16 protein-coding genes are annotated in these 18,011 nt (G+C 39.7%); 9 read left to right on the forward strand and 7 right to left on the reverse strand.

Going from position 1 to position 18,011, the window contains the following annotated elements:
- Positions 1 to 79: 79 nt before the first annotated feature.
- Positions 80 to 1,348 carry a UDP-N-acetyl-D-mannosamine dehydrogenase gene (wecC, locus tag H2O73_RS10655; protein WP_182108827.1) on the reverse strand — a complete coding sequence of 423 codons (1,269 nt, stop codon included), beginning with the start codon at positions 1,346 to 1,348 and terminating at the stop codon, positions 80 to 82.
- Positions 1,349 to 1,363: 15 nt separating this feature from the next.
- The gene (gene wecB / locus H2O73_RS10660; RefSeq protein ID WP_182108917.1) at positions 1,364 to 2,494 is read right to left on the reverse strand and encodes a non-hydrolyzing UDP-N-acetylglucosamine 2-epimerase; all 1,131 of its coding nucleotides are present in this window, start codon (positions 2,492 to 2,494) and stop codon (positions 1,364 to 1,366) included.
- 969 nt (positions 2,495 to 3,463) lie between these two features.
- On the opposite strand from wecB, the gene rfaD reads away from it, so the two are divergent.
- Both rfaD and H2O73_RS10670 read left to right on the forward strand, forming a co-directional pair.
- The gene (rfaD, locus tag H2O73_RS10665; protein WP_182108828.1) at positions 3,464 to 4,405 is read left to right on the forward strand and encodes an ADP-glyceromanno-heptose 6-epimerase; all 942 of its coding nucleotides are present in this window, start codon (positions 3,464 to 3,466) and stop codon (positions 4,403 to 4,405) included.
- A gap of 50 nt (positions 4,406 to 4,455) precedes the next feature.
- On the forward strand, positions 4,456 to 5,622 hold the full coding sequence (locus H2O73_RS10670) for a nucleotide sugar dehydrogenase (protein WP_182108829.1): 1,167 nt from the start codon (positions 4,456 to 4,458) through the stop codon (positions 5,620 to 5,622).
- Between the two features lie 63 nt (positions 5,623 to 5,685).
- Here the strand turns inward: H2O73_RS10670 and rfbC are convergent, their stop codons facing one another.
- The 4 genes from rfbC to rfbB form a co-directional block, all read right to left on the reverse strand.
- Positions 5,686 to 6,240 carry a dTDP-4-dehydrorhamnose 3,5-epimerase gene (rfbC, locus tag H2O73_RS10675; RefSeq protein ID WP_182108830.1) on the reverse strand — a complete coding sequence of 185 codons (555 nt, stop codon included), beginning with the start codon at positions 6,238 to 6,240 and terminating at the stop codon, positions 5,686 to 5,688.
- Positions 6,241 to 6,245: 5 nt separating this feature from the next.
- Positions 6,246 to 7,118 carry a dTDP-4-dehydrorhamnose reductase gene (gene rfbD / locus H2O73_RS10680; protein ID WP_182108831.1) on the reverse strand — a complete coding sequence of 291 codons (873 nt, stop codon included), beginning with the start codon at positions 7,116 to 7,118 and terminating at the stop codon, positions 6,246 to 6,248.
- A gap of 12 nt (positions 7,119 to 7,130) precedes the next feature.
- Positions 7,131 to 7,994, reverse strand: a complete 864-nt coding sequence (rfbA, locus tag H2O73_RS10685; protein ID WP_182108832.1) for a glucose-1-phosphate thymidylyltransferase RfbA — start codon at positions 7,992 to 7,994, stop codon at positions 7,131 to 7,133.
- Between the two features lie 63 nt (positions 7,995 to 8,057).
- Positions 8,058 to 9,125: a dTDP-glucose 4,6-dehydratase gene (gene rfbB / locus H2O73_RS10690; protein WP_182108833.1), complete on the reverse strand. Its 1,068-nt coding sequence runs from the start codon at positions 9,123 to 9,125 to the stop codon at positions 8,058 to 8,060.
- 276 nt (positions 9,126 to 9,401) lie between these two features.
- Here rfbB and H2O73_RS10695 point away from each other — a divergent pair, with 276 nt between their 5' ends.
- The 6 genes from H2O73_RS10695 to waaA all read left to right on the forward strand — a co-directional run bounded on the left by H2O73_RS10695 (position 9,402) and on the right by waaA (position 16,132).
- Complete coding sequence (locus tag H2O73_RS10695; RefSeq protein ID WP_246335894.1) at positions 9,402 to 10,538, forward strand: glycosyltransferase; 1,137 nt, start codon at positions 9,402 to 9,404, stop codon at positions 10,536 to 10,538.
- Positions 10,539 to 10,540: 2 nt separating this feature from the next.
- Positions 10,541 to 11,599 carry a lipopolysaccharide heptosyltransferase II gene (waaF, locus tag H2O73_RS10700; protein WP_182108834.1) on the forward strand — a complete coding sequence of 353 codons (1,059 nt, stop codon included), beginning with the start codon at positions 10,541 to 10,543 and terminating at the stop codon, positions 11,597 to 11,599.
- Between the two features lie 121 nt (positions 11,600 to 11,720).
- Positions 11,721 to 12,770, forward strand: a complete 1,050-nt coding sequence (locus H2O73_RS10705; RefSeq protein ID WP_182108835.1) for a glycosyltransferase — start codon at positions 11,721 to 11,723, stop codon at positions 12,768 to 12,770.
- Between the two features lies 1 nt (position 12,771).
- Positions 12,772 to 14,025 carry an O-antigen ligase family protein gene (locus H2O73_RS10710; RefSeq protein WP_182108836.1) on the forward strand — a complete coding sequence of 418 codons (1,254 nt, stop codon included), beginning with the start codon at positions 12,772 to 12,774 and terminating at the stop codon, positions 14,023 to 14,025.
- Positions 14,015 to 14,845, forward strand: coding sequence for a glycosyltransferase (locus H2O73_RS10715; RefSeq protein ID WP_182108837.1), 831 nt, complete (start codon positions 14,015 to 14,017; stop codon positions 14,843 to 14,845). The genes H2O73_RS10710 and H2O73_RS10715 overlap by 11 nt, the downstream gene beginning before the upstream one ends.
- A gap of 15 nt (positions 14,846 to 14,860) precedes the next feature.
- On the forward strand, positions 14,861 to 16,132 hold the full coding sequence (waaA, locus tag H2O73_RS10720; protein ID WP_182108838.1) for a lipid IV(A) 3-deoxy-D-manno-octulosonic acid transferase: 1,272 nt from the start codon (positions 14,861 to 14,863) through the stop codon (positions 16,130 to 16,132).
- Here waaA and H2O73_RS10725 read toward each other — a convergent pair.
- Entirely contained in the window at positions 16,129 to 16,827 is a 699-nt protein-coding gene (locus H2O73_RS10725; protein ID WP_182108839.1) for a 3-deoxy-D-manno-octulosonic acid kinase, read from the reverse strand. The two genes, waaA and H2O73_RS10725, sit on opposite strands and share 4 nt — an antisense overlap.
- A 93-nt stretch (positions 16,828 to 16,920) precedes the next feature.
- On the opposite strand from H2O73_RS10725, the gene H2O73_RS10730 reads away from it, so the two are divergent.
- Positions 16,921 to 17,976, forward strand: coding sequence for a glycosyltransferase family 9 protein (locus H2O73_RS10730; RefSeq protein WP_182108840.1), 1,056 nt, complete (start codon positions 16,921 to 16,923; stop codon positions 17,974 to 17,976).
- Positions 17,977 to 18,011 lie beyond the last annotated feature (35 nt).

An 18,011-nucleotide genomic window follows, 5' to 3' on the forward strand; every position in this document is an offset into this window, starting at 1 on the left:
CACTTTAACTATCCTGAATTAAATTTTCACTTACTAAAACTTACTGTCATTGAATCAACTACATGTCTACCAGGATTCTTTACCAAATTCCCTTACAATCAATTAACCATTCTTTTTTTTGTAAAGGGGACTCTAAAAATTCTTTATGGTCGACCAATAATAAATGTATATCTGCTCTATTCTGCGCGATGTCAAGCTCAACTAGTTCAACATTATTGGGCATTCCTACCAGTTCTTTAATATTCGGCTCTACCGATATAACTTTCCCTGGGTGAGCTTTAGCAAGCTGCTGGACAATATACATTGCTGGGCTTTCTCGAAGATCATCAATGTTAGGTTTAAATGCCAGACCGTAGCAAGCTATAGATATCTCCATTGCTGTCTTTGTTGGGTTTTCCTGAAGGTATTTTCCAATCAAACTGCTAACCTTTTCTAAAACCCATAATGGCTTGTTGTCGTTTACCTGTCTGGCTTTATGAATTAACCCCGCCAAATCAGGCGTTTTAGATACAATAAACCACGGATCAACAGCTATGCAGTGCCCGCCTACACCCGCTCCTGGCTGAAGGATATTGACTCGAGGATGTCTATTCGCTAATGCAATTAATTCCCACACATTGATGCCCAACTTGTCGCATATAAGTGAAAGCTCATTAGCGAATGCTATTTGTACGTCACGTGAACTATTTTCGGTTAATTTAGCCATCTCGGCTGTTCGTGCATTTGTCACCACGCATTCGCCCTGCACAAACGTTTTGTAAAGTTCAACTGCGCGCTTCGAGCATTTAGAAGTGAGTCCCCCAATTACACGGTCATTCTCAACTAATTCACGAACCACGTGACCAGGCAAAACTCGCTCTGGACAATGAGCGATGTTAATGTCAGCCTCTTCACCATGCGTTTGAGGGAATGTCAAATCTGAACGAGACTGAGCAAGCCACTCTGCCATTTGCTCAGTTGCACCAACCGGAGATGTCGATTCCAAAATAACCAAATCACCTTTTTTCAATACTGGAGCTATAGCTTTGCTTGCGGCTTCAATATACGTAAGATCCGGGGCTGGTATTTCGTTTTCTCTACAAGGCAAGAAAGGAGTAGGTACAGCAACAAGAAATGCATCAGCAGGCTCTGGCTTACTCACAGCTTTTAAGTAACCTTCGGTAACTGCTGCACTCACAATCATATCCAGCTCAGGCTCAACAATGTGGATTTTGCCTTGGTTGATCGTGTCGATCGCATGCTGATTTACATCCACCCCAATAACTTTTTTCTTACGTGATGCAAACATTGCAGCAGTTGGGAGTCCGATATAACCAAGGCCAATAACTGAAATTGTTTCAAAAGACATATACTTCTCTTTAAATTAATTATTATCTGCTAAAGCGTCTAAAATTCGATGGCATGCTTGTCCATCACCATATGGGTTATGGGCGAAACTCATTTTTTTATAGGCTTGTTCGTCTTCCAAGAGAGAGGTCAATTCTGTAACAATTCTGTCAGTGTCTGTACCAACCAATTTAACAGTTCCAGCGTCTACCGCCTCAGGACGCTCAGTTGTATCTCGCATAACTAGAACTGGCTTGCCTAATGAAGGCGCTTCTTCTTGGATTCCACCTGAATCCGTCAGAATTATATCTGCGTTATCCATAAGATAAATAAAAGGTAAATATTGCTGCGGTTCAATTAAGTGAACATTATCTATCCCTGCAAGTATTCGACTCACTGGCTCGCGAACATTCGGGTTCAAATGCATAGGATAGATAATTTGTACTGCAGGATGCTTTTGAGCAGTAATCGCCAACGCTTGACAGATACGCTCAAATCCACCGCCAAAACTCTCACGACGATGACCTGTAACAAGAACTAGTTTTTTTTCTGTACTAATGAAAGGAAATTGAGTCGCTAACTTCTGTTTCAATTCATGATTATTATCAATCTTATTTTTTACCATGAGCAGTGCATCAATAACGGTATTTCCGGTAACTACAATTTTATTCTCTTCATAGTTTTCTTTTAGTAAATTACTTTTTGATGTTTCTGTCGGCGCAAAATGATAATGCGCAAGAGTCCCCGTTAACTTTCTATTTGCCTCTTCTGGCCAAGGCGAATAAATATTCCCGGTTCTCAATCCTGCTTCAACATGACCGACAGGGATCTGTTCATAGTATGCAGCAAGACTTGCAGCAAATGTAGTCGCTGTATCTCCATGAACTAAAATTACGTCAGGTTTAAAGTCTTGTAAAACGAGTTTTAAATCTTGAAGAATCCGACATGTAACGTCATGAAGTGACTGTCCTGCCTTCATTATATCAAGATCATAATCGGGTTTAATTTCAAATAGTTCAAGAACTTGATCAAGCATCTCTCGGTGCTGAGCGGTAACGCAACATTTAGACTCAAACCGTTCATCAACCGCCAGTATGTGAACTAAAGGTGCCATTTTTATCGCTTCTGGACGAGTCCCAAAAACGGTCAGAACTTTTTTCCTTGCCATAACTTTCTCGACAACTATCTTAAATTGCATATTTCGTTTGCTTTTCACTTGATTAATTATAAGTGTAATAACGTCACGAACTCGATCACAGAATGCTTACTCTTTATTTAATTAACTTCAATAAAAATAACCCATTAGTAAGCTAAAGGGAATTTTAAGGAATAGGCTAATTCTGGTATTTACTTTACACACAATCGTGGGATTCTACAGGAAGTAAAAATGAAACGCTATTAACCCGATTCTGTTTACCACTACAAGTATCTACGAAGCTAGACTCACTAAAACTCGCTACTTACGTCGGCGAAATCAAATGATTTACTCCGCTTTAACAAAAGGCGCACTCCGCCTGACAGGCTGGTAAGGTGCACTGTTTTCATGATTACTAACTCTTGCTTAAAAACATGACAGCCTTCATGGTCAAATGAACATTTTCAAGAGGAACCCATTCGATTGTAGGTTAGCTCAAATTTCGCTATCTACACATACAAAACTGTCAATGCTGAGAGATAGCAAATAGAGCAACCTTTCATATAGCAATTTATGTTACTGGGCTGAAAATCTAGGTGATGGAAAGTAAAAATGCATCCCGATGATAACAACATTGTTAGTACTCGCTATTAGGCACACCTAAATGATAACTCTCGTTAGTATGGCATTGAGGTTTTTAGACTGAACCCGGGGTAAGAAACAGAGCCAAAGAGACGTTTTTTCTGAAGTTTAAAACCTGATTGATAGTAGTATCACTTGCCAAAAAACAATAATCACTCGATATATTACATAATCTTACCGTCAATTCAGGCACTTCAAGGTAATTTAGAACTGGTACTTATCAATATGAATAACGATTTTTGATACAACACAAAAACTGGGGCAATTTTATTGGTTATTGCAGTCTTCTGACTTTGTCCAGCAACAGCGTTGTATGCTATATTGATATCGTTTTTAACTCTCCCTAAGTAGGTTCTCTATATGATCATCGTAACTGGTGGCGCTGGCATGATTGGCAGCAACATTGTTAAGGCATTAAACGAGAAAGGTATTAATGACATTCTTGTAGTTGATAACCTAAAGAATGGTAGAAAGTTTCAAAACCTTGTTGATTTAGATATCGCAGATTACGTGGATCGTGATGATTTCCTTGTTCAAATAATGTCTGGTGAGAATTTCGGTCCCATTGAAGCTATCTTCCACGAAGGTGCATGCTCTGCCACTACTGAGTGGGATGGTAAGTATGTCATGCTCAATAACTACGAATACTCTAAAGAGGTTCTGCATTACTGCTTGGAACGTGAAATTCCATTTCTTTACGCATCATCAGCAGCGACTTACGGTGAAACAGATACCTTCATTGAAGAAAAGCAATATGAAGGCGCGCTAAATGTTTATGGTTATTCCAAACAACAGTTTGACAACTATGTTCGTCGCATTTGGCAAGATGCAGAGCAGCACGGTGAAAAGCTATCTCAAATCACAGGATTCCGCTACTTTAACGTTTACGGTCCTCGTGAGCAGCATAAAGGCTCAATGGCATCGGTAGCATTCCATCTTAACAACCAAATGAATGCTGGCGAAAACCCTAAATTATTTGAAGGTAGTGAGCAGTTTAAGCGTGATTTTGTTTATGTTGGTGATGTTGCAGCAGTTAACCTTTGGTTCTTGGAAAACAGTGTATCTGGCATTTTCAACTTGGGTACTGGTAATTCAGAGTCATTTGAAGAAGTCGCTAAAGCGGTGATTAAACATCACAATAAAGGGGAAGTGGAAACAATTCCATTCCCTGAACACCTTAAAGGCGCCTATCAAGAATACACTCAAGCGGATCTCACTAAACTACGTGGCGCTGGTTGTGATCATGAGTTCAAGACGATCGCAGAAGGTGTTGCTGAGTACATGGCGATCATCAATCGTTAATATCGTCTTAGGATTAACATCATAACCACTAGATGTTCGAGGAACTTGTCGTGAAAATTGCCGTTGCTGGTATAGGCTATGTTGGTCTATCTAACGCTATGTTGTTAGCTCAAAATAACGAAGTCGTAGCTTTAGATATCATCGAAGAAAAAGTAGCCTCACTGAACAAAAAGCAGTCACCCATTGTTGATACAGAAATTGATCATTTTTTATCAACAAAAGCGCTGAACTTCAAGGCAACGCTTGATAAGCAAGAAGCCTACAATAATGCCGATTTTGTGGTGATTGCAACCCCAACAGATTACGATCCTCAAACCAACTACTTTAATACCTCGTCGGTTGAAACGGTAATTAAAGATGTTATGCAGATCAATCCATCTGCCGTAATGATCATCAAATCAACGGTACCAGTAGGTTACACAGAACGCATCAAGCAAGAATTTGGCAGTCAAAACATCATCTTCTCTCCAGAGTTCCTTCGTGAAGGTAAAGCGCTGTACGACAACCTGTACCCATCACGTATTATTGTTGGTGAGCAAGGAGAACGTGCGCGAACGTTTGCCAACTTACTAATTGAAGGTGCCCAAAAAGAAGACATTTCTGTTCTTTTTACTAACTCGACGGAAGCAGAAGCAGTCAAACTGTTTTCCAACACCTATCTAGCCATGCGCGTGGCCTATTTTAATGAGTTAGATTCATACGCCGAAGCGCACGGCCTAGACTCTCGACAAATCATTGAAGGTGTTGGACTCGATCCGCGTATTGGCAACCATTATAACAATCCCTCTTTTGGTTATGGTGGTTACTGCTTACCAAAAGACACCAAGCAATTACTAGCAAATTATCAAGCAGTACCAAACAATATTGTTGCAGCTATTGTTGATGCAAATAGAACACGCAAAGATTTTATCGCCGACAGCATATTAAAGCGACACCCGAAAACAGTTGGTATCTATCGCTTAATCATGAAATCCGACTCTGATAACTTTAGAGCATCTTCTATTCAAGGCATAATGAAACGCCTCAAAGCCAAAGGTATTGAAGTCATTGTGTATGAACCAGTTTTAGAAGAAGAATACTTTTTCAATTCAAAAGTGATTACTGATTTTGATGAATTCATCTATGGCTCAGATATCATTGTATCAAACCGCATGAACGAAGAACTTAAGCCTTTTGCCGCAAAAGTTTACACGCGAGATCTATTCGGTTGTGACTAAGTTTATTCACTTCAGAGGCAAGAGAGTAAGTACAGTTACTTTGCTTACTCTCTTATATAGCAGTCAATCAAAGCATCGAGATTGTTTCAATAAAAGTCCCTTCGCATCTTTGTCTGATAGATAGACTTCTTCACCCTCAATTAAAGGCCATTCAATGCCAATCTCAGGATCATTCCAGATAATCGAATGCTCAGCGGTTGGGTTGTAATAATCAGTGCACTTATAAACAAATTCAGCTTCTTCGCTAGTCACATAGAAACCGTGAGCAAAACCTTCAGGCACCCAAAGTTGGCGTTTATTTTCCGATGAAAGCCATACACCAACCCACTGACCAAATGTTGATGAACCTTTACGAACATCTACGGCAACATCAAAAACTTCACCAGATACAACACGAACTAACTTACCCTGAGTATTCTCTGTTTGGTAATGTAGCCCGCGTAAAATCCCTTTTTTACTTTTAGAGTGGTTATCTTGAACAAAGTGAGTCACTTTACCAGTCACTAACTCTTCAAACTTAGCTTGCTGCCAAGTTTCCATGAAAAAACCACGCTCGTCTCCGAACACTGCTGGTTCAATAATTTTCACATCAGGGATATGAGTTTCAATAACTTTCATGCAGATCACTTATAGGCAGAAATATTAGTTAATGCTTTTTGCCAATCACTTGGTTTGATATCAAATTGTGACTGAATTTTTTCGCAATTTAAACGTGAGTTAGCTGGTCGCTTAGCAGGCGTCGGATACTCAGCTGTTGTTATAGATTTCAAACTTGGTGTTTGGGCTAAAACGACATTACTCTTCGCCGCATCAAATATTCTTTGCGCAAACTGGAACCAACTAACATACGGCGCACCTGAATAATGAAAAACACCCCACGCTGTTTGTTTTCCACTCGCCACATGCAACATCATCGCAATGAGTGCATCGGCAATATCTCCAGCGTAAGTTGGAGAACCGTACTGATCACCGACAATACTTAATTGATTGTGGCTCAAGCCTAAACGCAGCATGGTTTTAACAAAGTTATTGCCATGCTCACCAAATACCCAAGCTGTACGCATAATTAAGTGTTGATTGCACTCTTCAGCAACCGCGATTTCCCCAGCTAGCTTGCTTGCACCATAGACACTTTGAGGGTTAGGAGTATGATTCTCATGGTAGGCGGTACCCCCTTCACCATCAAACACATAATCTGTAGAAAGGTGAAGTAACACTGAATCATATAGATGAGCCGATCTCGCTAAGTTACGAGGTCCTTCACAGTTCACTGCGTAGGCTAATTCTTTCTCTTCTTCTGCGCGGTCTACTGCTGTATAGGCTGCAGCATTGAGAATAAAGTCAGGCTTAAACTCTGCCACTGTTTTGTCAACTGCAACGGCATCGGTAATATCTAGTTGTTCTGAATCTAACGCTAGCAGCTCCACTTGCCCTGCCAGTTTTTCAGTCAAACAGTAACCAACCTGCCCTTTACAGCCAGTAATCAATACTCTCACTGTTGCTCCTAACTATTTCAATAATGTCATTAAGTACTGACCATAATCATTTTTAAGCATCGGTACTGAAAGCTGCTCTAACTGCTGATCACTCAACCAACCATTGCGCCAAGCGACTTCTTCTAAACACGCTACCTTTAGTCCTTGAACATTTTCAATAGTTTGTACAAATGAAGATGCTTGATGCAGGCTTTCATGCGTGCCTGTATCTAACCATGCAAAGCCTCGACCTAGCAGCTCAACATTAAGATTTCCTGCTTGAAGATACATTTCATTTAAAGCTGTTATTTCCAATTCACCTCGCGCAGATGGTTTAACCTGCTTTGCCATTTCAACCACACGGTTGTCGTAGAAGTACAAACCCGTTACCGCATAATTTGACTTTGGTTTTATTGGTTTTTCTTCGATGGAAATCGCTTTCATATTCTCATCAAATTCAACCACACCAAAACGCTCTGGATCTTTGACTTGATAGCCAAATACGGTAGCACCATTTTCACGCTTTACTGCATCACGCAGAGTTTGACTAAATGATTGACCGTAAAAAATATTATCTCCAAGCACCAAACAGACAGAGTCATCACCAATGAATGATTCTCCAATAATAAATGCTTGCGCGAGTCCATCTGGTGTTGGTTGAACGGCATACTGAAGATTAATACCAAGATCGCTTCCGTCTCCGAGCAAGCGTACAAAGCTATCTTTATCTTCGGGAGTGGTAATAATTAAAATATCTTGAATACCCGCCAGCATTAATGTTGAAAGCGGATAGTAAATCATTGGCTTGTCGTAGACTGGTAGCAGTTGTTTTGAGACACCGCGTGTTATTGGGTATAAGCGAGTGCCGGAACCTCCCGCCAAAACAATACCTTTCATTATAAATTCCTAGTACTCAAATTAAGAGCCTCTTCAAAACAAAGAAGCTCACTAATGAACGCTCTAACCTGAGTGATTTCCTAACCGCTCGCGATTGTAAGAACCGTCTAATACTCGTTTCCACCACTGTTGATTATTCAAGTACCATTCGACTGTTTTACGAATGCCTGACTCAAACGTTTCTTCTGGCTTCCAACCTAGATCGCGTTCAATTTTGGTCGCATCGATTGCATAGCGCACATCATGCCCCGGTCTATCCTTTACATAGGTGATCAAATCTTGATAGTTGTTAACACCACATGGTTTAGTTGGTACTAACTCTTCTAGCAATTCACAGATGATATGGACGACATCAATATTCGCTTTTTCATTATGACCACCAATGTTATACGTTTCACCAACCTTACCTTCAGTTACTACTTTATAAAGTGCTCTCGCATGGTCTTCAACATACAGCCAATCGCGCACCTGCTTTCCATCACCATAGACAGGCAAAGATTTTCCATCAAGTGCATTTAAAATCATTAAAGGGATAAGCTTCTCGGGGAAGTGATACGGGCCATAATTATTAGAGCAATTGGTTACTATTGTTGGCAAGCCATAAGTTCGCTGCCAAGCTCTAACAAGGTGATCAGAAGATGCTTTAGATGCTGAGTATGGGCTAGATGGTTCATATGATGTTTCTTCAGTGAAAAGATCATCTGTTCCTTCTAGATCTCCATACACTTCATCTGTTGATATATGGTGGAATCTAAACGCCGATTTGCGTTCATTGTCCAGTTGGTTCCAATAGCTGCGCGCAGCTTCAAGCAACGTATAGGTTCCAATAATATTGGTTTCAATAAAAGCAGCCGGTCCATCAATCGAACGATCAACATGTGACTCAGCAGCTAAGTGCATTACTGCATCTGGCTGATAGTGCTCAAAAAAACGTTTCATTTCAGCGGCATCACAAATGTCTGCTTGTTCAAAAAAATAGCGCTTACTCTTTGCAACTTCGGTTAAAGACTCTAAGTTTCCAGCATATGTCAACTTATCAACATTAATCACTTCATCTTGAGTGTTATCAATAATGTAACGCACCACCGCTGAGCCAATAAATCCCGCTCCACCTGTAATCAACAACTTCATTTTCACCCCACAACTGGTGCAATCCAATTAAAACTATCCACAGATAATAAATTCTTATCTTTTTATTGGGCTAAGTTTACTAGAAACACCACTATGAATCGAATGATAAGCAGATTTTCGCTCCAGCACAGTGCGCATAGCCCGCGGCAATATTGCATGATACACTTACATAGCCGAAATCGCGGTGAGCTAATAAGAAAGCGCAAACTATCAACATGGTAGAAAAAAACGCAGCCCCAAACTCTACTGATTCTCTTTACTGAAATGACACGAGCAATGACACATACCGTTGAAACTCCAGCAATCCTTCATATTTGCCTTTCTACTGGTTGGGGGGGGCTTGAGATGTATCCAATCCGCATTGGCAAAGAATTTATTAACCAAAAATATAATGTATACGGTCTTTGCGTTTCCGGAACCCAAGTTGCAAAAGGTATGAGAGAAGCGGGTATAGAAACCTTCGAAGTGTCGAGCAAAAAAAAACTACTCATATTACAAATTCTGCAGCTAAACAAATGGTTAAAACAGCGAAACGTAACCGTTATTCATTGTCACAAATCCGGAGACATCTTAGTTTCAGCGCTCTTAAGTATTCTAACTAAACGCACAACGTTATTTACTGAGCATATGGGGGTAACTAGGCCTAAAAAGGACTTATATCACAAGTGGGTCTATTCACATGTAAATAGTGTTTTCTCAATAAGTAACGAAACCCTGCAAAGAAACCTAAAAGCACTACCAGTTGCTGCTTCCAAAATATCTAGACTCTGGTTAGGCACAGATATACCCAATAGCCCTATTGATGATATTGAAACAATTCGTTTAATCAAAGAAGAACTAGGTTTAGATCCAACCGCGACAATCATTGGCAATGTAGGCAGACTCTGCTTAGGTAAAGGTCAATTAGAGCTATTGAATGCTTTTGCAAAGCTAACACCTACCTATCCTCAATCCCATTTATTGCTCGTAGGAGGTATAGATGCAAACGAAGGGGCAGACGGAGAATTTGTAACAATGCTTAAGCATAGAGTCTCTGAGCTTCACCTGAAAGAACGTGTGCATTTTGTTGGTTTCCGACGTGACACCGATAGAATGTTAGCCATTATGGACATTGTATGTATTCCATCTCACAATGAAGCATTTGGTTTAACCGTTATCGAAGCTATGGCTGCAAAAAAGGCAATTATCGCCGCAAATACAGGCGCACTACCTGAAGTACTTGGGAACTCTGCACTATTTTGTAATCCTCTATCATCAAATGACATCACGACAGCAATTAGACAATACATTGAAAACCCAGAACTATCTAAATCGAATGCTAGTAAAGCATTCCAACGGGCTCAAAGTGAGTTTTCAATGCAGACCCACATCAAACGATTAGAGCATTACATTAATCAAATTCAGGTAAAATAACGATGAAAATCCTCATTATTGGACCATCATGGGTCGGCGATATGGTTATGTCACAGTCGCTATACATTACATTAATGCAAAAATACCCTCATGCAGAAATTGATGTACTGGCGCCTGACTGGTGTAAACCCATTTTAGAGAGAATGCCAGAAGTTAAAAAAGCAATCCCAATGCCACTTGGACACGGTGATATTAAGCTTTTCGCTAGATGGCGATTAGGGAAAGAGCTTAAAAATCAAAATTATGACCGAGCCTATATCTTACCTAACTCAGCCAAATCAGCATTGATTCCGTGGTTCGCTGGTATCCCACAACGGATAGGGTGGAAAGGAGAAATGCGCTTTGGACTTCTTAACGATTTGAGAGCTAACAAACGTTCATTTCAGTACATGGTCGAACGCTATGTCGCTCTAGCCTATCCTAAAACGGAAATGCTTAACTCAAACTCTTTGGGTGGATTAAGTACCTTACCAAAACCTAAATTAGCCGTAGACAAATTTGCATTGGCACATACTCTTGAAAAGCTAGGTCTAAATCAAAACAAACCCATTATTGGTTTATGCCCTGGAGCTGAATTTGGTCCGGCAAAAAAATGGCCTAATGAATATTATGCAGATATTGCTTCAGCTTTAAACAAACAAGGTTTTCAAGTATGGTTATTTGGTTCAAAAAATGACATAGATTCATGCCAAAGCATCGAAGGGTTGGTCCATTGTAAAGAAAAAGACATCTCTATTTTAGCAGGGAAAACGACTCTAGTTGAAGCGGTTGATCTGCTAGCAAGCTGTCAAACCGTAGTTAGTAATGATTCAGGTCTAATGCATATTGCTTCATCTGTTGGTTGCAACGTTGTAGCTATCTACGGCTCAACCTCGCCTAAATACACGCCTCCACTAGCAAAGCATGTAGAATATGTAGCTACGAATATCGAGTGCCGACCTTGCTTCAAAAGAACTTGTCAATTTGGTCATTTAAAGTGTTTAACCGAACTAAACCCTAAGATTGTGCTATCAGCCATCGATCGTTTACATAAATTAAACAATAACTTACTAAAACAATAGTGATAGAGATAGCAATAAGTTATACAACGGAATTGATACTCCAATTTTTAAATCTGTTTACCGATTAACTGTTCTGATATTATGCACGCGTTAAGTAAATTCAATTAGAGTATCTCTTCCAATGGTGAAACAAGCGAAAACAGCCATTCTTTGTCTATCGCACTTTGAGGGCGGAATGGAGCTAGATGCAATAAAGCAGACAAAGTTATTTAAAAAAAATGGTATTGATACCATTTTGATTTGTCGGAAGAGTACGTTCCTCGAAGAGAAAGCGCAGCTTGAGGGCTTAGAACCAAATTCAATAGCCTTTAAATCTAAGCTTAGCTATGCATTGATCAAAGGTCTCCGTAATATAATTAAAGAGCATAATATTACAACAATTATATTCTTTGGCGCTTCAGAGATTAAATCTATATATTTTGCAGTAAAAGGAATTGATTGTAAGGTTATTGTTCGACACGGAACGACCAAATCATCATCAAAAAAAGACTTCATACATAAAATTTTTTATAGCTGTGTCAGTAAGCACGTAGCTATAAGTGAGCACCTTCGGAAAAATGTTTTAGATATTATCCCATGTAATAAAGAACAAGTATTAACAATCTATAACACCGTAGGCTCTGCATCACCTGTAGAAACACGTCCAAAAGAAATGTCGTTTTTACATGTAGGTCGCGTAGAGAGAGGAAAAGGTGTATACGATGCAATAGAAGCTCTTTCTATAGCCAATATACCTAACAGCTTAAAAAAAATCACATTTGTAGGTAGGGCTTCAGAACAGGACAAATCAAAACTAGTCGATATTGCCAAGAAAAACCACATCTCTGTTAGTTTTTCAGGTTTTGTATCAAACACTGAAGACTATTATAGTAAAAATAAATTTTTACTATTCCCAAGCTACGGAGAAGGCTTGCCAAATGTAATATTAGAGTCTTTAAAATACGGGCTTACCTGTATTACTTATAACAACACTGTTTTCCCTGAATTCAAAAGCATCGGTTTTGCTAACTTTTACATTGCTGACAACATGAACACCTATGATCTAGCAAAAAAAATAGAATCTGCCATAAACGAAGATCAAGACAACGAAATAAATCCGCACACTACTTTATTCAAGGCGCAATTTAATGAAGAAACCTTTATTAGTCGCTGGAAGAACATTATAAAATAAAATGAATTTACTCAAACCTATTAATTTAATTAACCATAGAGCATGGCTCTATTTTTTCTTAGTTTTTGTTGTATCCTTAGTCACATCTAAAGCTGGAATGAACATATTGGGTCCAATCTTAGCCTTATGTTCGATATCTACATTTGTGATTTATTGGAAAGAGATACCATCTATAGCTAAGATAATTTTCATTTCATGTGTTAGCTTATATTCAATTGGACTAACTGGCGCTTACTTAACGGATGCTTCATCTGATCTATCTCGATTTTCTCAAAAAAATATTTTTTTACTATTCCTTCCATTCATTAGCCTTATACTCTCAAAGAAAGCAAATCGAGAAATATCCTCCTATTTATTTATCGCCGCTTGCACCATATCTTCTATAGCAAGCATTTATAACCTAGTCGTAGTCAATGATTTTAACACATCAATTCGTGTTCATGGCTTTCTTGAATTCTCTCGCCACATTAATGCTTTGATGCTAGGCGTTGCATTTATAACTCTTTTGCTCAATCAAGGATTGGGTAATAGATTACAAAAAAACATATTGCTACTAAGCTTAGTTTTATCCGTCATTAGTCTTATGTTATCAGGTACTCGAGGCGGATGGTTAGCATTTGCCCTAATGTTCACCTTTATATCGATAATATATTTAAGACGATACATCCCTCACCTTATTTTAACTGTATTTATAATAGCAGTCGGTCTAAATCAATTATTCCCAATACAATCAGAAGCAATTTATCAACGTATATTATCCATATCAAACACTACCACCAACACATCAAACACCGCAAGAATAAAAATGTGGAGAGGTGGCATAGAATATCTGACATTTCAAAAAGAACATGATACAACAAAATTTCTTTTCGGATCAGGAATGGTATCTTCAGACGCTAATTATCATGGTTTTATAAATTCTTTAAGTAAAGAAGATGCTTCGCCATTTGTGAATGGAGATGAAATAAATGGAGGATCTGATTTTCATAATGCTGCTATAGATTTAACTATAAAATCAGGGGTAATATATTCAGCATTATTATTTTTTGGCGTTATGACGATATTTTCACTTAGTTTCAAAAATAACATCCGGGAAAACGATCCGGTTATTTCATCAGTAAATGCATACTTTATCGCTCTTTTTACTCTAATGCCCTTCTACAGCCTTCTTCAGGATTACTCCGCACTCACAATTACCTTCTCCTTTTCTCTCATACTAGGTAAAATAATCGAGGTCAGTCAAAATGAAAGTTAGTCTTATCATTGCAGTTTACAAAGATTTTAAAGCGTTAGAACTTATCTTAGAACAAGCCTGTAATCAGACTTACCAAAATTTTGAAGTCATAATTGCCGAAGATGCAATTAGTGAAGAAGTGCCTTTATTAATAACACAATTTGCTCAATTAAAGATAAAGCATTGCTCTCAAGATGATTTTGGCATCAGAAAAATGCGTTCACAAAATAACGCAATTCTAGCTGCTGAAGGGGATTATCTGGTTTTTATTGATGGCGATTGTATACCCTACCCAACATTCCTTGAGGCTCATGCCTCTATGGCAAAAGCAGGCTATGTATCTTCAGGTCGAAGGGTTAATTTAGGACCCAAGGTATCTGCAGAAATTAGAGAAAAGTTCCTTGACTCCAAGAAACTAGCAAACAACTATCTATCTTATTTTTTCAAAGTCCTATCTGATGGAAAAGAGGGTCATGCCGAAAGTGGCTTTACCTTCAAACCAAACGGATTCATACATCGTAATCTATTGACGAACATCAAAAGAACAACGAGCCTACTCGGTTGTAATTTCGGCTGCTTTAAAAAAGACATTATGTCAATAAATGGATTCGATGAATCCTATGGCGAAACAGCGATTGGGGATGATACTGACATTGAATGGCGTTTCCGTGCATACGGTCTACAACTACAATCTGTAAAAAATATTGCCAACGTTTTCCACCTATACCATGAGAAACGCAGTCGAGTAATTCCTGAAGAAGCCGAACTCTTGATTGAGATGAAAGAGCGCCGAGATGAAGGGTTATTTATAGCTCGTGTAGGCTTAGATGAACGTGACTGACCTTATTGAATAAAAATGATTATTAGATTTTTATATACTCTGCTACTTCTACTTGCTGCACCTTTTTTATTTTTTGGTCTCTACAGAACTAAAAAAGGAAAACCAGCAGTAGGAGGGCGTTGGAAAGAGCATTTTGGCTTCTCTCCTCCATTGGATGGTGATCAACCAATATGGATCCATGCGGTATCCGTAGGTGAAGTTGTTGCCTCAATACCTCTAATCCGTAGTCTAAAGAAACAGGACCCTAATCTATTAGTTCTTTTGACAACAACGACAGCAACGGGCGCAAAACAAGCTGAAGCTTTAAGTGATCTAGTTGAACATCGTTATATGCCGGTTGATTTTAATTCTGCGGTCAAACGCTTCATCAAACGATTTAAGCCATCTCAGCTACTTATTATCGAGACTGAGCTATGGCCAAATACCTTATCACAAGTCCACAAAGCATCGATTCCGGTAACAATAATCAATGCTAGATTGTCTGAAAAGTCATACCAAAATTATTGTAAAGTTCTCCCACTTTTCAAAACGATGATTCCTTCTCTCACGCAGCTATTATGTCAATACGATACTGATGCAAAAAGATTTGCAAACTTAGGTATTCCACCAGATAGAATATATGTCACTGGCTCAATTAAGTTTGATATCACCATCAATGAAGAGGTGCAGAGCAACGGTGAACAACTACGGCATGCGCTTGGTAGCCAAAGACCAGTATGGATAGCGGCAAGCACTCACCAAGGCGAAGATGAAATAGTGCTAGCGGCTCATAGCAGTCTGCTTCAGGCGTACCCTAACGCTCTACTCATTTTGGTTCCTCGACACCCAGAACGCTTTGAAAGTGTCTACCAGTTGTGTCGTTCGTCGTTTAACACTAACAGAAGAACAGCTAACGCAGAGTGTGATGAGAATACTCAGGTTTATCTTGCTGATACCATGGGTGAGATGTTGACGTTAATCGCTGCAGCTGACTTATGTTTTATGGGGGGTAGCCTACTCGGGGATAAAGTAGGTGGGCATAATATGCTAGAGCCTGCAGCTTTGGCTAAGCCGATCATTACTGGTGCTAGCTTTTTCAACTTCACTGATATTACCAATCAACTGCTTTCAGCTGGCGCTTGTAAAATTGTTAACTCTAAAGACGAACTCGCTGCAGAGTTAAACACCCTATTGTTGGATAAAGAAGCATCCCAACAGAAAGGCTTAGCAGCAAAACGAGTTGTCGATAAGAATCGTGGGGCGCTAGATAAAACGCTGGGCTACCTAGGCAACTCAAATAGATACTAGAAGTACCACTTCAGCAAAAAGTTCCAGCTTTCATCTGACCAATGAATGGCACGTTTTTTTACTTCTTTTTCAAATGAACGCTTTAGTCTATCGAGATTACCTTGCTTCCAGCTATCACCTGATTGTTGGAAGCATTTATCAAAATCAATAATCCAAATTTTCTCTTTCTCATCAATCAAAATATTGTGGATGTTCAAGTCAGTGTGGTTAACCTGCGCATCATGCATCTTCTTGATCTCTTGACCAATTTTTTTATACATTTCGGCAGGCAGTGGTTGCTCAACTAAGATTGAGACAAGATCACGTGCATTGGGGATTTTTTCACTCAATAGATCGGCTTTATAGCTAAAGCCTTGCTTCACTGCGCGCGCAGCAATAGGTCTTGGGACGTTGACCCCTGCTTGAATGAGTAAATTAAGTAACTGAAATTCTTGGTAACTGCGCGTCTGCTCCCAGCCAGAAAATCGGTAACTGTCTTCAATCAATTTACCAAATAATCCACCGCGGCGATAATGGCGCAGCGCCGCTTCAATGGTTTTCGTCTGTACAAACCACGTTGTACCACGACCTTGCGCGCTACCAATGACTTTACCAGTTTTTTGCCAGAATTCAGGGTAAAACACCTGCTGAGGGTCTTCTTCTAGCAATGCTTCATCATACCAGATGGTCTGGTTATCTAACGGCAAAGTCTTCATGCTCGGCTTTCTCTCAATCAATGCAAGTTGTCATTTTACATTTATTGAACCTCTCTGCATAATCTTCGCTATTGCTTGCTAGAAGAAAAAACTATGACGCTTTTTACTGCTCCCCCTAAGTCCATCTGCATCCTGCGCTTATCTGCGATTGGTGATGTGTGTAATACCGTTGCCGCGGTTCAGGCTATCCAGCGCCAGTGGCCAACAACCGAGATTGTATGGATCACTGGTAAGTTGGAGGCGCAGTTAATTGGTGATCTTGACGGTATTAAGGTGATTATTTTTGATAAAAAGCAGGGTTGGGCTGGCTATAAAACGCTTTGGTCTGAATTAAAAAGCTATCGCTTTGATGCACTACTTCATATGCAATATGCCTTTAGAGCAAGCATTGCCACATTGGGTATTAAAGCCAAATACAAACTGGGTTTTGACGCCGTTCGTAGCCAAGATTTCCAAACCCTATTTACCAATGTAAAAGTGCCATCACCAGATTCAATGCATGTCCTTGAGGGCTTACTTGCTTTTGGTAACACGCTTGGCGTATCAGACATGTCACCACGCTGGCAGATAGATTATACCGAGCAAGATGCCCAATGGGCACAAGAGCAACTTGATGCCACTAAGCGCAATATCGTTATCGTGCCTGCCGCAAGCAAAGCCTACAAAAACTGGACAGCAGAAGGCTATACTGAGGTTATCAACCATGCTCACGCTTTGAATTGGAACGTGATATTAGCGGGTAGCCCAGCCCAAATCGAGATTGATTTAGCGGCTGATATTGAAAATAACTTATCCGAACCGGTAAGCAACTTGGTTGGCAAAAGCTCACTCAAACAGATGTTAGCGTTGTTAGATAAAGCCGATTTGGTGATCGCGCCAGACACCGGACCTGCTCACATGGCTAATGCGGTTAATACACCTGTAATTGGTTTGTATGCTCATCATAACCCGCAAAGAACGGGGCCTTACCAATATTGTCAGTACGTCGTCTCCGCTTATGAAGAAGCAATCGTTGCTGAAACTGGCAAGCCATCAAGCGAGCTAAACTGGCGAGCGCGAGTGAAAGATAAAAACGCGATGCAACGTATTAAAGCGCAGCAAGTCATTGCTATGTTTGATAAAGTGATTGCTGAACTGCACTTAAACTAAGCAGCTCTACCACGCTAACTAAATAGTGGCGAGCC

The sequence above is a fragment of the Vibrio marinisediminis genome, from assembly GCF_014050145.1.
GTDB classification, from domain to species: Bacteria; Pseudomonadota; Gammaproteobacteria; order Enterobacterales; family Vibrionaceae; genus Vibrio; species Vibrio marinisediminis.

Coding starts and splice junctions, on each gene's coding strand:
- wecC (WP_182108827.1), bottom strand. CDS start 1,348: ATGTCTTTTGAAACAATTTCAGTTATTGGCCTTGGTTATATCGGACTC.
- wecB (WP_182108917.1), bottom strand. CDS start 2,494: ATGGCAAGGAAAAAAGTTCTGACCGTTTTTGGGACTCGTCCAGAAGCG.
- rfaD (WP_182108828.1), top strand. CDS start 3,464: ATGATCATCGTAACTGGTGGCGCTGGCATGATTGGCAGCAACATTGTT.
- rfbC (WP_182108830.1), bottom strand. CDS start 6,240: ATGAAAGTTATTGAAACTCATATCCCTGATGTGAAAATTATTGAACCA.
- rfbA (WP_182108832.1), bottom strand. CDS start 7,994: ATGAAAGGTATTGTTTTGGCGGGAGGTTCCGGCACTCGCTTATACCCA.
- rfbB (WP_182108833.1), bottom strand. CDS start 9,125: ATGAAGTTGTTGATTACAGGTGGAGCGGGATTTATTGGCTCAGCGGTG.
- H2O73_RS10695 (WP_246335894.1), top strand. CDS start 9,402: ATGACACATACCGTTGAAACTCCAGCAATCCTTCATATTTGCCTTTCT.
- waaF (WP_182108834.1), top strand. CDS start 10,541: ATGAAAATCCTCATTATTGGACCATCATGGGTCGGCGATATGGTTATG.
- H2O73_RS10705 (WP_182108835.1), top strand. CDS start 11,721: ATGGTGAAACAAGCGAAAACAGCCATTCTTTGTCTATCGCACTTTGAG.
- H2O73_RS10710 (WP_182108836.1), top strand. CDS start 12,772: ATGAATTTACTCAAACCTATTAATTTAATTAACCATAGAGCATGGCTC.
- H2O73_RS10715 (WP_182108837.1), top strand. CDS start 14,015: ATGAAAGTTAGTCTTATCATTGCAGTTTACAAAGATTTTAAAGCGTTA.
- waaA (WP_182108838.1), top strand. CDS start 14,861: ATGATTATTAGATTTTTATATACTCTGCTACTTCTACTTGCTGCACCT.
- H2O73_RS10725 (WP_182108839.1), bottom strand. CDS start 16,827: ATGAAGACTTTGCCGTTAGATAACCAGACCATCTGGTATGATGAAGCA.
- H2O73_RS10730 (WP_182108840.1), top strand. CDS start 16,921: ATGACGCTTTTTACTGCTCCCCCTAAGTCCATCTGCATCCTGCGCTTA.